This window comes from Microbulbifer sp. CAU 1566 (genome assembly GCF_023156515.1).
Classification (GTDB): Bacteria; Pseudomonadota; Gammaproteobacteria; order Pseudomonadales; family Cellvibrionaceae; genus Microbulbifer.
Window position 1 is genome coordinate 462,687 of sequence record NZ_JALNMG010000004.1, and the last position, 13,466, is coordinate 476,152.

12 protein-coding genes are annotated in these 13,466 nt (G+C 59.6%); 9 read left to right on the forward strand and 3 right to left on the reverse strand.

The window, feature by feature from the left end; genetic code table 11:
* Nucleotides 1-16 precede the first annotated feature (16 nt).
* The 5 genes from M0G74_RS12805 (at nt 17) to M0G74_RS12825 (ending at nt 5,644) form a co-directional block, all read left to right on the forward strand.
* Entirely contained in the window at nt 17-1,711 is a 1,695-nt protein-coding gene (locus M0G74_RS12805) for a flotillin domain-containing protein (protein WP_248217603.1), read from the forward strand.
* Between the two features lie 293 nt (nt 1,712-2,004).
* Nucleotides 2,005-3,102, forward strand: a complete 1,098-nt coding sequence (hppD, locus tag M0G74_RS12810; protein WP_248217610.1) for a 4-hydroxyphenylpyruvate dioxygenase — start codon at nt 2,005-2,007, stop codon at nt 3,100-3,102.
* Between the two features lie 44 nt (nt 3,103-3,146).
* Nucleotides 3,147-3,695, forward strand: coding sequence for a VOC family protein (locus tag M0G74_RS12815; protein ID WP_160151786.1), 549 nt, complete (start codon nt 3,147-3,149; stop codon nt 3,693-3,695).
* Between the two features lie 28 nt (nt 3,696-3,723).
* A complete protein-coding gene (locus M0G74_RS12820; RefSeq protein ID WP_248217611.1) occupies nt 3,724-4,743 on the forward strand; it encodes a fumarylacetoacetate hydrolase family protein in 1,020 nt (339 codons plus the stop codon).
* A 106-nt stretch (nt 4,744-4,849) separates the two neighbouring features.
* Entirely contained in the window at nt 4,850-5,644 is a 795-nt protein-coding gene (locus M0G74_RS12825; RefSeq protein WP_248217613.1) for an SDR family oxidoreductase, read from the forward strand.
* A 38-nt stretch (nt 5,645-5,682) separates the two neighbouring features.
* Here M0G74_RS12825 and M0G74_RS12830 read toward each other — a convergent pair whose 3' ends face one another.
* A complete protein-coding gene (locus M0G74_RS12830; protein WP_248217617.1) occupies nt 5,683-6,534 on the reverse strand; it encodes a carbon-nitrogen hydrolase family protein in 852 nt (283 codons plus the stop codon).
* Nucleotides 6,535-6,769: 235 nt separating this feature from the next.
* Here M0G74_RS12830 and M0G74_RS12835 point away from each other — a divergent pair, with 235 nt between their 5' ends.
* From M0G74_RS12835 to M0G74_RS12850, 4 genes are all read left to right on the forward strand, one after another.
* Nucleotides 6,770-8,548, forward strand: coding sequence for a DUF885 domain-containing protein (locus M0G74_RS12835; RefSeq protein ID WP_248217624.1), 1,779 nt, complete (start codon nt 6,770-6,772; stop codon nt 8,546-8,548).
* Between the two features lie 170 nt (nt 8,549-8,718).
* Nucleotides 8,719-9,417 (forward strand): pirin family protein, encoded by a 699-nt coding sequence (locus M0G74_RS12840; protein ID WP_248217626.1) that lies wholly within the window; start codon nt 8,719-8,721, stop codon nt 9,415-9,417.
* Between the two features lie 2 nt (nt 9,418-9,419).
* On the forward strand, nt 9,420-9,908 hold the full coding sequence (locus M0G74_RS12845; RefSeq protein WP_248217631.1) for a sulfite exporter TauE/SafE family protein: 489 nt from the start codon (nt 9,420-9,422) through the stop codon (nt 9,906-9,908).
* A 36-nt stretch (nt 9,909-9,944) separates the two neighbouring features.
* Nucleotides 9,945-10,160 (forward strand): hypothetical protein, encoded by a 216-nt coding sequence (locus tag M0G74_RS12850; RefSeq protein ID WP_248217632.1) that lies wholly within the window; start codon nt 9,945-9,947, stop codon nt 10,158-10,160.
* Nucleotides 10,161-10,185: 25 nt separating this feature from the next.
* Here the strand turns inward: M0G74_RS12850 and M0G74_RS12855 are convergent, their stop codons facing one another.
* Nucleotides 10,186-10,965, reverse strand: coding sequence for a CLCA_X family protein (locus M0G74_RS12855; RefSeq protein ID WP_248217634.1), 780 nt, complete (start codon nt 10,963-10,965; stop codon nt 10,186-10,188).
* Nucleotides 10,966-10,977: 12 nt separating this feature from the next.
* Nucleotides 10,978-13,431 carry an ATP-dependent DNA helicase gene (locus tag M0G74_RS12860; RefSeq protein WP_248217636.1) on the reverse strand — a complete coding sequence of 818 codons (2,454 nt, stop codon included), beginning with the start codon at nt 13,429-13,431 and terminating at the stop codon, nt 10,978-10,980.
* Nucleotides 13,432-13,466 lie beyond the last annotated feature (35 nt).

Consider the following 13,466-nt stretch of genomic DNA (forward strand, 5'->3'; position numbering starts at 1 on the left):
CTCGGAGAAATAACCAGTGATCCAGAATCTTTCCAGTATCGCGATCATGGCAGGAGCCGTGCTCGTTGGCCTGATTGTGATCGGCACCATTTTTGCGCGCCTGTATACCCGCGCATCCAAGGAGCGCTCCTTTGTGCGCACCGGTATGGGCGGGCAGAAGGTCATCATGAACGGCGGCGCCCTGGTGTTGCCGGTATTGCACGAAATCATCCCGGTGAACATGAACACCCTGCGCCTTGCGGTATCGCGCAAGGAGCACCAGGCGTTGATTACCAAAGACCGCATGCGTGTGGATGTACTGGCGGAATTCTACCTGCGGGTAAAACCCGACAACGATGCCATTGCCAATGCGGCGCAGACCCTGGGTATCCGCACCCTGGATCCGGAAGCGCTGAAGGACATGATCGAGGGCAAATTTGTTGATGCCCTGCGCTCGGTCGCGGCGGAAATGGAAATGGCAGAACTGCACGAGCAGCGCAGCCAGTTTGTGCAGAAGGTACAGCAGGTGGTGTCCGAAGACCTGCTGAAAAACGGTCTGGAGCTGGAATCTGTATCCCTGACCGGCCTGGACCAGACCCACAAAGAGTTCTTCAACCAGGACAATGTGTTCGACGCCGAAGGTCTTGCCAGCATGACCCGTTCCATCGAGGCCCGTCGCAAAGAGGTTAACGATGTCGAGCAGGAAACCCGCATCCAGATAGAAACCAAAAACCTGGAAGCCGAGCGCCAGCGTCTCGAAATCGAAAAAGAGAAGCGCTACGCCTTCCTGGAGCAGCAGCGCGAGCTGGAAAACCGCGAAGCGGCTCAGAAAGCGGATATGGCGCGGGAGACCGCCGCCCAGGAGCGCGCGGCACGTCAGGCAGAAATCGAGGCCCAGCGTGAAGTCGACCAGTCCCGCATCGCCGCCGAGCAGGCCACCCGCCTGCTGGAAATTGAAAAAGAGAAGCGCCTGCAGGAGCAGGAAATCGAGCGCGAGCGGATTCTCGACGAGCAGCGGATTTCCAAACTGAAATCCGTGGAAATCGCCGAGCAGGAACGCGCCATTGCGGTTGCCGAAAAATCCAAGGAACAGTCCGTTGCCGACCAGCAGGCCAACGTGGCCCGCGCCGAGGCGGTGAGAGCGGAAGAGCAGGTGCGCACCGCCAAGGACGTGGAAGTGGCCGAGCGTGACAAGCGTATCGAAATCATCGAAGCGCAGAAAGAAGCCGAGCGCCAGGCAACCGGTATCAAGGTCGCCGCGGAAGCGGAAAAAGCGGCCGCGGAAGACAAGGCCGAGGCCCTGCGACTGCAGGCAAGCGCCGAAGCGGAAGCCGTGCGCATCAAGGTCGAGGCCGACCGCGAGAAATATGCCGTGGACGCGGAAGGCCAGCGCCTGATGAACGAGGCCATGAACAGCCTGAGCGAAGCGCAGATCGCCCTCAAGCGTGTACTCAGCCTGCACGAGCACCTGCCGGGTATCGTGCGCGAGAGCGTGCGCCCTCTGGAAAAAATCGAGGGGATGAAAATCATCTCTGTCGAGGGTCTGAATGGCGTCGGCGGCCGTGCCAGTGGCGGCATCATGGACGCGGACGGCGAGTCCAGGAGCCAGAGCCTGCCGGAAGCGCTGGTGGGCAGCGCCCTCAAGCACCGCGCCATGGCACCGCTGGTGGACTCCCTGTTGAAAGAGGCGGGTGTGGGCGACCTGAGCAAGATCGCCGAGACCGAAGTCTGAGAGGCCGTCAACTGACGACACCGGGGCGCGCAATGCGCCCCGGTACTGCCTGTAACATGTATTTTTGAACGCGCGTCGCCTGTTCAGTCACCTTTCCTGATCCCATTTCCCGCGCTATGCCCTATCACTAAGGGGGCAGGAAGAGTCCCCGAAAGATCCCGCCTCTTGACATTGGTTACATGCGTAACTAAATTCGTTGCGCTTGAAACCATTATTGGTTTCCCCAAGACCGCCGTCGCCACGAGCGACGCCGCCGAGTCATCAATAAAAGAGTCCTATTAACGGAGGATCACATGGCCGATTTGTTTGAGAACCCCATGGGCCTGGACGGCTTCGAGTTCGTTGAATTCACTGCGCCGGAGAAGGGTATTCTGGAGACTGTTTTCGAGGCCATGGGCTTCACCAAGGTTGCCCGCCATCGCACCAAAGACGTGGAACTGTGGCGCCAGGGTGATATCAACTTCATCACCAATTACGAGAAAGGCAGCCACGCCGATTATTACGCCCGCGAGCACGGTCCCTCTGCCTGTGGCCTGGCGTTCCGCGTCAAGGACGCCACCCTCGCTTACAACAGCGCCATCGAGAAGGGCGCGCAGCCGGTAGAAGTGGAAACCGGCCCGATGGAACTGCGCCTGCCGGCGATCAAGGGTATCGGCGGTGCCACCCTGTACCTGATCGACCGTTACAAGGAAGGCGAAACCATTTACGACATCGACTTCCACTGGCTGGAAGGCGTCGACAAGCACCCGGAAGGCTGCGGCTTCCACACCCTGGATCACCTGACCCACAACGTCTACCGCGGTCGCATGGACTACTGGGCCAAGTACTACGAAGACCTGTTCAATTTCCGCGAAATCCGCTACTTCGACATCAAGGGTGAGTACACCGGTCTGCTGTCCAAGGCGATGACCGCGCCGGATGGCAAGATCCGCATCCCGCTGAACGAAGAGGCCGCCGGTGGTGGCGGTCAGATTGAAGAATTCCTGATGAAGTACAACGGTGAAGGTATCCAGCATATCGCCTTCGCCTGTGACGACCTGGTGGCCTGCTGGGATCGCCTGAAAGCGCAGGGCATGCAGTTCATGACCCCGCCTCCGGAAACCTATTACGACATGCTGGAAGAGCGCCTGCCGGGCCACGGTGAGCCGACCGAAGAGCTGAAAGCCCGCGGTCTGCTGCTGGACGGTTCCACCGAGGGTGGCCAGCCGCGCCTGCTGCTGCAGATCTTCTCTGCCAATATGCTGGGCCCGGTTTTCTTCGAGTTTATCCAGCGCAAGGAAGACGAAGGCTTCGGCGAAGGTAACTTCAAGGCGCTGTTCGAGTCCATCGAGCGGGATCAGCTGGAGCGCGGCGTGATTGGCGATAAAGCCAAGGGCGAAGACGCGGCCTGATCGGCGGCGAGAAACTCGAGAGAAACTCAAAAGGGAGGCCTATCATGGCGATTCAACGCATTCACCACGTGGCCTACCGTTGCCGCGATGCCAAGGAGACCGTGGAGTTCTACCGCGACCTCCTGGGCATGGAATTCCAGCTCGCGATTGCCGAAGACAAGGTGCCCTCCACCGGGGCACCGGATCCGTACATGCACGTGTTCCTCGATGCAGGACAGGGCAATGTACTGGCGTTTTTCGAGCTGCCCAATTCCCCGGACATGGGCCGCGATGAAAATACCCCGCAGTGGGTACAGCACATCGCGATGGAAGTGGAGAGCATGGACGAGTTGCTGGCAATGAAGCAGAAGCTCGAGGATGCCGGTGTCGATGTGCTCGGTCCCACCGACCACACCATTTTCAAATCCATCTATTTCTTCGACCCGAACGGTCACCGCATCGAACTCGCCGCCAATACCGCCAAGCCCGGTATGCACAAAGAGTTGAAGCGCGTCGCCGAAGATATGCTGGAAGAGTGGTCCCGTACCAAAAAGGCACCGCGCCACGCGGCCTGGATGCACGGCGACGCAGAGTTCAAGGCTCTCGATCCGTAAACCAAATTATTGTTAAGAGGAAGGCACAGTGAAGTTAGCCAGCCTGAAATCCGGCCGCGATGGCCAGCTTGTGGTGGTCAGTGATGACCTTACCCGCATGGTATCCGCCGCCGAAATCGCACCGACCCTGCAAAGTGCACTGGACGACTGGGCAGAGAAATCCGCACAACTCGAAGCACTGCAGCAAAAACTCAGCAGTGGCGAAATCGAAGGCGAAGCCTTCGATCAGGCCAAGTGCCACTCGCCGCTGCCGCGTGCTTACCACTGGGCTGATGGCTCCGCCTACGTGAACCACGTGGAGTTGGTGCGCAAGGCGCGCAACGCGGAAATGCCGGAAAGCTTCTGGACCGATCCGCTGATGTACCAGGGTGGCTCCGATACCTTTCTGGCGCCGCGCGAGCCGGTGAAGATGCCGCAAAGCGAAGGCTTCGGTATCGACTTTGAAGCAGAAATCGCGGTAATTACCGATGACGTTCCCATGGGCGTTTCCCCGGAAGATGCGCTGAAGCACATCAAACTGGTAATGCTGGTCAACGATGTTTCCCTGCGCGGTCTGATCCCCAACGAACTGTCCAAGGGTTTCGGTTTTTACCAGTCCAAACCTTCCAGTGCTTTCTCGCCGGTGTGTGTCACCCCGGCGCAACTGGGTGAAAACTGGAAAGCGGGCAAATTGCACCTGCCGCTGGTGTCCGAACTGAACGGTGAGAAATTCGGTGAGCCCAACGCGGGCATCGATATGACCTTCCACTTCGGTCAGTTGATTGCGCATGCGGCGAAAACCCGTCCGCTGGGCGCGGGCACCATCATCGGTTCCGGCACCGTGTCGAACAAACTCGACGGCGGCCCCGGCAAACCGGTGAAAGAGGGCGGTGTCGGCTACAGCTGTATCGCCGAGATCCGCATGATCGAAACCATTCAGGACGGCAAACCGAGCACTTCCTTTATGCAGTTCGGCGACAGGATCGCGATCGAAATGCTGGACGGTAACGGCCAGTCAATATTCGGGCGCATCGAGCAGGTTGTCGAGCAGATAGTCGAGCAGGCATAAGCCAAGCTTCAAAAGGCCACTCACCGAGTGGCCTTTTTTGTTTCTGTTTCCACACTACCATTGTCGATCAGTGTTTTACGGCTGAATGACTTTTGGAGGCACGGAAATGGATCTTTGGCTCAAAGGAAAACTGGTCTTTGTCAGTGGTTCTACCAAGGGGATCGGCCGCGCCATTGCCATTTCCCTGTTGCAGGAAGGCGCCCGGGTAATCATCAACGGCCGCTCCGGCAGCGGCGCAGCTGCGAAAGAGCTGAAGGAACTCGGCGACGTGCTGGCGATTGATGGCGACCTCGCCAATGCCGAGGACGCCGCGCGTATTTGTCGTGAAATCGACAGCCACGGCACCCTATCGGTACTGATTAACAACATGGGGATCTTCAATCCCAAGCCGTTTGCGGAAATTAGCGACGACGACTGGCGGCACTTTCTCGACGTCAATGTGATGAGCACCGTGCGCCTCTGCCGCCACTACTTTCCGAAAATGCTGGAACAGGATTTTGCGCGCATCATCAATATTTCCAGCGAGGCGGGAATACGCGGCCTGGAGAGCATGGTGCACTATTCAGTCACCAAAGGCGCGCAGTTGGTACTCGGTCGCGGGCTCGCCAACCTCACCCGCGGCAGCGGAAAAAATATAACGGTGAACTCCGTGCTGCCAGGGCCAACCCTTACCGATGGCGTCAGTACCTGGCTGAAAGAAAGCGCTCAGGTTCAGGGCAAAACGGAAGAGGAATTTGTGCGCGACTTTTTCAAGGAAACCGAACCGGATTCACTGCTACAGCGATTTATCAAACCGGAAGAAATTGGCTCGGTGGTTGCCTTTATCGCTTCACCCCTGAGCGCCGCGATCAACGGAGCGAGTATCAAGGCTGAAGGTGGTTTGATTAAAAACATTGCCTGAGCGCTTTATCATTTTATCGCTTGTCAGCCAGGGGCCTCTTACAGTCGCCGCATGGACAGCAGCGGCATATTGCGCCGGACCTTTTCCAACTTCTCGGCGCTCAGGGTTGCGGTGATCACCGCTTCCCCCTCACCGGCTTCGGCCAGCACGTCACCCCAGGGATCAATAATCACCGAGTGTCCCCAGGTGCGCCTCTTCGCCGAGTGCTGTCCGCCCTGATTGGCCGCAATCACATAGCAGCCGTTTTCAATTGCGCGGGCTTTCAGCAGTGTCAGCCAGTGCGCCTGCCCGGTGGTGTGGGTGAAGGCCGCCGGCACCACTAATATCTCCGCACCGGCCGCGGCCAACTGCCGGTACAGTTCGGGAAAGCGCAGATCAAAACAGATACTGAGTCCCAGCTGCCCCCAGGGAGTGGTCGCGACACAGGGCGTCTCGCCGGGCTCGATACTGCGAGACTCGCGATAGCTGCCGGCGGCATCTTCGACTTCTACATCGAACAGGTGCATCTTGTCATACCGTGCGCGCAAGGTACCGCTGTCATCGTACAGCAGGCACGCGGAGCGACTGCGCTTGCCGTCCGTGGGGCTGCCATCCACGCGCTCCAGCAGCGGGACGGCGCCAGAAAGAATCCACAGCCCCAGTTCTCGCGCCCATTGTTGCAGGGCATTTTGAATGGGCGTTACTGTGGCACAGACATCGCCGCTTTGTGCAAAGGGCTCGGCCACGGAAAAACTCCCGCTATCGGACAGGTGCGCGAAATTTTCTGGCAACAGTATGAGTTGCGCACCGCGCTCGGCGGCCTCCCTCAACAAGGCGTATGCCCGCTCCAGGTTCTGCGGCACCGAGTCACCACTGACCATCTGGATAGCGCCAGCACAAAGATCTTTCATTCACAGCTCTCCCGAGTTCGAAGTGGCGCCCGCAGTGGCTGGTTCATGTGCGATTTTAAAGCGGGCAATTTTGCGACAGAAGCACCAGGTTGCCCGCTAGCTTGCCATAGGATAATACCGCCATCGTGGTAAGGTGTAGGACTCGTGACGCTGAAAATCGAACGTCATCGGATTCAACAACCACCTGGTATCCTCTGTATTTTCTGTACCCCACCCGAAGCTGGAGACCCGCTCAATGGCAATGAGGCCTATCCGTTTTCTGTTATCCATCTTAATCACAAGCTGGCTTTTGGTGCCGGCGGTACAGGCTGCCACGGCCGCAGAGCAACTGCAGGCGGTCGTCGATGATCACTGGCAATACAGTCTGCGGGAAGACCCCATTACCGCCAGCCGCATGGGGGAGCCGGGCTATGCTGACCGGCTGCCTGGTGTCTCCGAGAAAGACCGCGCGCGCCGTCTGCGGGCGGAACAGCAATTCGTCGCCCGGCTCAATGCGATCGATGGCAAGCAGCTGAATGAATCCCAGCGGGTCAACAAAGACCTGCTTACCTGGGTGCTCAAAAATTCCATCGAGGCTAATGAGCAGTACCTGGACCGCATTCCGGTCAATACTTTCTACAGTTTCTGGAGTTCGGCACTGGATGCCAGCAGCGGCCTCAATATGCCCAAGGTGTCCGATTACGAGGATTACATCAGGCGCATCCAGGATTTCGGCCGCTACTTTGACGAGAACCTGGCCAATATGCGCGCGGGGGTGAAAGACGGTTTTGTGCTGCCAAAGATCGTTGTCGAGGGGATCGCGCCCACCGTGCGCGCGCAGGTTTACGACGACCCGAAAAAAAGCAGTCTCTACGAGCCATTCAAGAATCTTCCGGATAATTTTTCCGGCGCCGACAAGGCCCGCCTGCAACAAGCCGGTGCTGCCGCTATCAAGGAGCAGGCGATTCCCGCATTCGATCGCGTCGCGACCTTCCTTGAAGGCGACTATATGAACGCCGCCAGCGAGTCCCTCGCCGCGGAAGACCTGCCCGGCGGCAAGGAGTACTACCGGCACGCGATCAAAACCTATGTCACCATGGATATGGACCCGGCGGAAATTCACCAGATTGGCCTCGCGGAAGTAAAGCGTATTCGCGGTGAAATGGATGCGCTGATTGCACAGCTGAAAAAAGAAGGAAAATTCGACGGTAATTTCGCGGAGTTCACCGAGTTCCTGCGCACCGACCCCCAGTTTTACGCGCAGACACCGCGGGAACTGCTGAAAGAAGCCTCTTATATCGCGAAACGCATCGACTACCGGCTGCCGGAATTTTTCGGCAAGTTGCCGCGTCTCCCCTACGGCGTGGTGCCGGTACCGGACGAAATCGCCCCCAATTACACCACCGCTTCTTATAATCCGGCGGCCATCGGCGGTACGCGCGGTGGCGCCTACTGGGTAAATACCCACGCCCTGGATCAGCGTCCACTGTATGAACTGGTGGCACTGACGCTGCATGAAGCAGTACCGGGCCACCACCTGCAGGGTGCCTTGTCCCAGGAACTGGAAAACGTACCCGACTTCCGCCGTAACCTGTACCTGAGTGCATACGGTGAGGGCTGGGCCCTGTACACCGAGCGTCTCGGTGTGGAAATGGGCGTGTATGAAAATGCCTACCAGCAGTTCGGTCGCCTGAGCTATGAAATGTGGCGCGCCGCGCGTCTGGTGATTGATACCGGCATCCACTCTCAGGGCTGGACCCGCCAGCAGGCGCTGGACTTCCTTGCCGACAACACCTCGCTCTCGCAAGCGAATGTGCGCGCCGAGGTCGATCGCTATATCTCCTGGCCGGGGCAGGCGCTGTCGTACAAGATGGGTGAGATCAAGATTCGCGAACTGCGCGCGAAAGCAGAGAAGGCACTGGGTGATCAGTTTGATCTGCGTGCCTTCCACGACGCGGTACTTGCCAACGGCGCCCTGCCGATGGAAATGCTGGAAGTACAGATGGATCGCTTTATCGCCAAATCCAAAAAATAATTATCTGCGGCCCCGGCATTAATTGTCGGGGCCGGACAGTCTTACTTTCATCAAAAATCCTCGCTGATTAGCCGCCCTTAAATCGAACGATTTATCCAAATTAATTCGATTTTCTCACCGGAACAGCTCTCCTATAGTGGCTTCATCCAATCCACACTGAGGACGGCAAGATGCTATACCTACGGCGTGCCGACGAACGCGGCAAAGCAAACTTCGGCTGGCTCGATTCCCGCCACAGCTTTTCCTTTGGCAGTTACTACGACCCGAAGCACATGGGCATTTCCGTCCTGCGGGTCATCAATGACGATACGGTCGCACCGGGTGCGGGTTTCGATACCCACGGCCATCGGGATATGGAAATCATTTCTTATGTGCTGGAGGGAGCCATCGAGCACAAGGACAGTATGGGCAACCGTTTTGTGGTGCCTGCGGGTGAGGTACAGCGTATGACCGCGGGTACCGGTGTCACCCATTCGGAGTTCAACCACTCCCAGAGCGAAGCGCTGAAATTCCTGCAGATCTGGATTATTCCCAACCAGCGGGATCTGGCCCCGGGCTATGAACAGAAGGCGATTGTGCAAAGCGGGTCGCTGACCCCGCTGGTGACCCCAGATGGCAGAGACGGGTCGCTCACCGTGCACCAGAACGCGAGCATCCACCGCCTGCAATTGAAGGCTGGGGAAACCCTGAGCCTGAACCCGGAGAGGGGCGTCGGTTATCTGCACCTGATCGAGGGCGGCGTTGCCGTAAACGATGGCCAGCTCAGCGCGGGTGATGGCCTGGGCGTGATGGAAGAATCGCTGGATCTGACCGCTGCAGAGAGTGGTGTCACCGCGCTCTGGTTCGACCTGCCGCGGGGCGCTGAATAAGTATGGAAGTGATCAGCAGCAGCCCCCTGTTCTGGGGGCTTGCTGTACTGGGCGTGGTCCTCACCGGCATCTCCAAGTCTGGCTTTGCCGGTGGCGCGGGGGTGGTTGCGGTGCCGCTGCTGGCGCTGGTACTGCCGGTGGAAACCGCGGTGGCGCTGATGCTGCCGGTCCTGCTGATTATGGACGTGCGCACCATCGCCTATTACTGGCGGCACCGGGATGCACTGGAGTTGAAAAAACTGCTGCCCGCGGCGGTGCTGGGCATCGCCATCGGCGGCTGGCTGCTGGCCTGGGTATCGCCCTTCGCACTGACCCTGTCACTGGGGCTGCTGAGCCTGCTGTTCGCCTTCTGGCAAAGGCTGGCACCGCTGGCCGCGCGGCTGCCCGGTAGCGCCTGGCTGTGGGGTACCACCTCTGGCGTGACCAGCACCCTGATTCATGCCGGCGGCCCGCCGCTCAATATGTACCTGATCGGGCGCCGTTTGCCCTAGCTCTCCTGGCTTGCCACGGCAGGAGTGGTGTTCGGGGTGATGAACCTGATCAAGCTGGTGCCCTACACCCTGGCGGGTTTGTGGAGCCGGGAATTGCTGCTAACCGCACTGGTGCTGTCACCCGTGGCCTACCTGGGCGTTTACCTCGGTTATCGCCTGCAGCACCATCTGGATGAAAAGACCTTTCTGCTCACCTGTCGCTGGCTGCTGGCTTTTTCCGGTGTGGCCCTGCTGATCAAGGCGCTGGCGTAGTCGGGGAACCGTTGCCTGCTTATTCTCACCCTGGCTGCGCGTGCAGCGCGCGCCCCAATAACAGGAAATACTCGCGGAAAGCCGTGTTGATCCGAGTCCGGTGTTCGCCACTGGGATAGAGCCCCAGCTTTGCTTCCTCCGTGGCCTTGGTGCCGGCCACCAGAAAATTGTTGGAGATGCTGGAGTCCTGCACAAACGCCTCGAAGGCGCGCGCGCACATTTCTGCCGGGTCAGCGTAGTAGATACAGCCATTGGCCTTGTCCGCGGCTTTGGACGCGCGAAACATGTCGCTGGGGTTTTCCCCGCTTTCGTCCAGCATTATTGCGCGGAAGCAGGCGAACAGGCGGTCGTTGATAGGGTGGGGCACCGGGGTGGCATCGCGCAGCCAGGCTTCGGAGGCGAACATGTTGCCCGATACATCACTGAAGGCCTTGTCGGCGAGGTAGTGGTCCAGGGCATGAAACCATTCGTGGGCAATGGCGCCGGGGCCGGCGTTCTTGGCCAGGGCGAAGGTGCGCGAGCCCGGCTCGTAATGGGCGGAAATGCCCGGGCGGCCGCCGGTTCCGTACTGGAAGGCGAGGGTGCCGCGCAGGGAGACCAGCAGCTCCGGCCCCTGCAGTATCGTCATCAGGTCCACCAGCGCATCGTAAAACAGACCCGCCGCGCGCGCTTTTTCTGCTTCGGTCACCCAGCGCCCGATCGCAATGGAGCGGAAATCGAAGCGCTTGCGCACATCATTGAAGGTGATGTCCTGCTTGGAGCGCTGTTGCGGGCTGCGGCGGTAGAATTCGCGATTTAATACCATGGCTGCTGTCGATTATCCGTGCCAGAAGCGGTCGAGGGCGGTGGAGAGGGTGTCGCCATTGTCGCAGGTCTGGGGATGCCAGTGCTGTGGATAAAGCGCGCGATAAAACGGATCGGCAAAGCGGTAGTCCGCCAGAATCACCACGCCCCGGTCTGTCTCGGTGCGGATCACGCGCCCGGCGGTTTGCAGCACCCGGGTCAGGCCCGGGTAGCGGTAGGCAATATCGAAGCCGTTTTCGCCCCGCCTGTCCCAGGCTGCGCGCAATAGTTCCTGTTCCTCGTTGACCTGTGGCAGGCCCACCCCAACCACAATGGTACCCACCAGCTGTTCCCCCACGTAATCCACCCCTTCGCCGAAGATGCCGCCCATAATCGCAAACCCCAGGCTGCGGTGGCCATCCTGAAAGTGCTGCAGAAAAGCACTGCGCTGCTGGTCGCTACTGCCGGACGTCTGTTGTACCAGCGCTATCTCCGGGAACTGCACCGCAAAGCGATCGGCTACCTGCTGCAAAAAACGGTAGGAGGGAAAGAACACCAGGTAATTACCCGGCCGGCTGCGGAAAGTCCGCGCGATCATGTCCACCAGTGCGTCGCTGGCTTGATCGCGTGCACGGTAGCGGGTGTCCACAAACGGGCACAGAAACAGCCCCATTTGCCCGGCGTCAAATGGGGATGGCAGTGACAGGTAAGGGGAGTCCGCCTGCAGTCCCAGCTGCTGGTAGGTGTAACCCGGCGGGCGCAGGGTGGCGGAAAAGGCGATGACCCCGTGGAATTGTTTATAAGCTTGCTGCAGGTAATCGGCGGCATTCAGGCACAGCAGTTCAACTTCCTGTTCCCGCCAGCGGCTTTCAGGGTTGGCCGACTTTTGCATGCGGGTGATACAGCGGTGCTGTTCCGCCGCCAGCTGCTCCACCGCCTGGTAGCGAAACACGGCCTTGAGCCAGTCGGCGATGGCCTCCGGTGGTGACTGCGACTGTTCCCGTAACTGGCTGACTACCAGCAGTAATTTCTGGACCTCGGCACTTACGGCCTGGGGGGCACCGTCGTCGAGGGAAGTTATCCACAGCCCGGATTTTTCTTCATTGCGCGCTTGCGCGGCTCCCAGTCCAGAATCCTGTCCTGACTCCTGCAGATCAACCACCCATCGGTCCAGCGCGCGTACCAGGGACTGGATGGCGCGCTGCAAAGTGGGATGGGAGCCCTTACAGGCGGCTGCGGCGCGACGGCTGTCACTGCGGGTGAGCTTTGCGCTGAACATGCCGCGTGCGCGGTCACTGAGGTTGTGCGCCTCATCGATCAGCAGTGCGCGCTGCCGGCGCGCGTCCCGCAGGCTTTGCATCTGCACCAGCGGGTCGAAGACGTAGTTGAAGTCACACACTACCAGGTCTGCCCAGGGCAACATCTGCAGTGACAATTCGAACGGACACAGCTGCAGGCGGTCCGCCACTTCGGCAATGACTTCCGGTGTCAGCAGTGGGCGGCCGAGCAGGGACAGGCGCGCTTCCGGCAGGCGGTCGAAGAAGCCACGGGTGCGCGGGCAGATGCCCTCGTCGTCGCGACTGCAAAGCCCCAGGCTGCAGGCACAGGTTTTGTCGCGGGCCTGTAATTCCAGTACCGAAAGTGTCAGCCCCTGAGTGTGTAAACGCGCGGCGGTCTCCCGCACCACCTGGCGGCCGGAATTCTTCGCGGTGAGATACACCAGCTGGTCGAGGGGTGTTTCTCCCAGCGCCTTGATGGCCGGGAACAGGGTGCTTACGGTTTTACCGATACCGGTGGGGGCCTCGGCCACCAGCTCACCGCCATCGCGCAGGCAGCGGTAAGCACCCACCGCCAGGGTGCGCTGCCCTGTACGGTATTCAGCAAAGGGAAATTCCAAGTCGCGCGCGGAATTGCGCACACGCTGGCGATGGTTCTGCCAGCGCCGGTGCCATTGCAGGTACTCGGTGAGTGCGCCCCTGGCAAAGCTTTCCAGCTCGCGCCAGAGGAATTCCCGGGACTCGGGGTAGGTCTTTTTTTCCTTGAGGTTATGCCACAGCATCTGCAGCACAACGCAATCATCACCGTCGAATTGCTGCTGCAGTCCGTAACAGAAGCCGTAGACCTTCAGCTGTGCCCAGTGCAGGCCGCGGGCGGACTCCGCCAGTTTCTGTGGCGGCACGTAGGTGGTTTTAATCTCATCCAGCTGCACCGGGCGGTGCAGGTCGGACTGGGGGTGCAGGATATCCACCCGGCCATTGAGCACTACCGTCTGCCCATCCTGTTCCAGCTCCACTTGCAGGCGGTATTCCGCTTCGCTGCCCTTGGGGCGTTTTTTCTGCAGTCGCTGGTGCGCGCGGATACCTTCCAGTGCAGTGGGCCCACCGGAAACCTCTGCCACCAGGTCGCCGCTGCGACAGGCAAAGGCCACCAGCTCGCCCACAGAGACTTCCAGCACGGGCTGATCCACGGCTGTTTCAGTCTCGCTCACGGCGGTTTCAATCTCGCTCAGGGCTGCTTTTGTCC

Coding starts and splice junctions, on each gene's coding strand:
- hppD (WP_248217610.1), top strand. CDS start 2,005: ATGGCCGATTTGTTTGAGAACCCCATGGGCCTGGACGGCTTCGAGTTC.
- M0G74_RS12815 (WP_160151786.1), top strand. CDS start 3,147: ATGGCGATTCAACGCATTCACCACGTGGCCTACCGTTGCCGCGATGCC.
- M0G74_RS12825 (WP_248217613.1), top strand. CDS start 4,850: ATGGATCTTTGGCTCAAAGGAAAACTGGTCTTTGTCAGTGGTTCTACC.
- M0G74_RS12830 (WP_248217617.1), bottom strand. CDS start 6,534: ATGAAAGATCTTTGTGCTGGCGCTATCCAGATGGTCAGTGGTGACTCG.
- M0G74_RS12835 (WP_248217624.1), top strand. CDS start 6,770: ATGGCAATGAGGCCTATCCGTTTTCTGTTATCCATCTTAATCACAAGC.
- M0G74_RS12840 (WP_248217626.1), top strand. CDS start 8,719: ATGCTATACCTACGGCGTGCCGACGAACGCGGCAAAGCAAACTTCGGC.
- M0G74_RS12845 (WP_248217631.1), top strand. CDS start 9,420: ATGGAAGTGATCAGCAGCAGCCCCCTGTTCTGGGGGCTTGCTGTACTG.
- M0G74_RS12855 (WP_248217634.1), bottom strand. CDS start 10,965: ATGGTATTAAATCGCGAATTCTACCGCCGCAGCCCGCAACAGCGCTCC.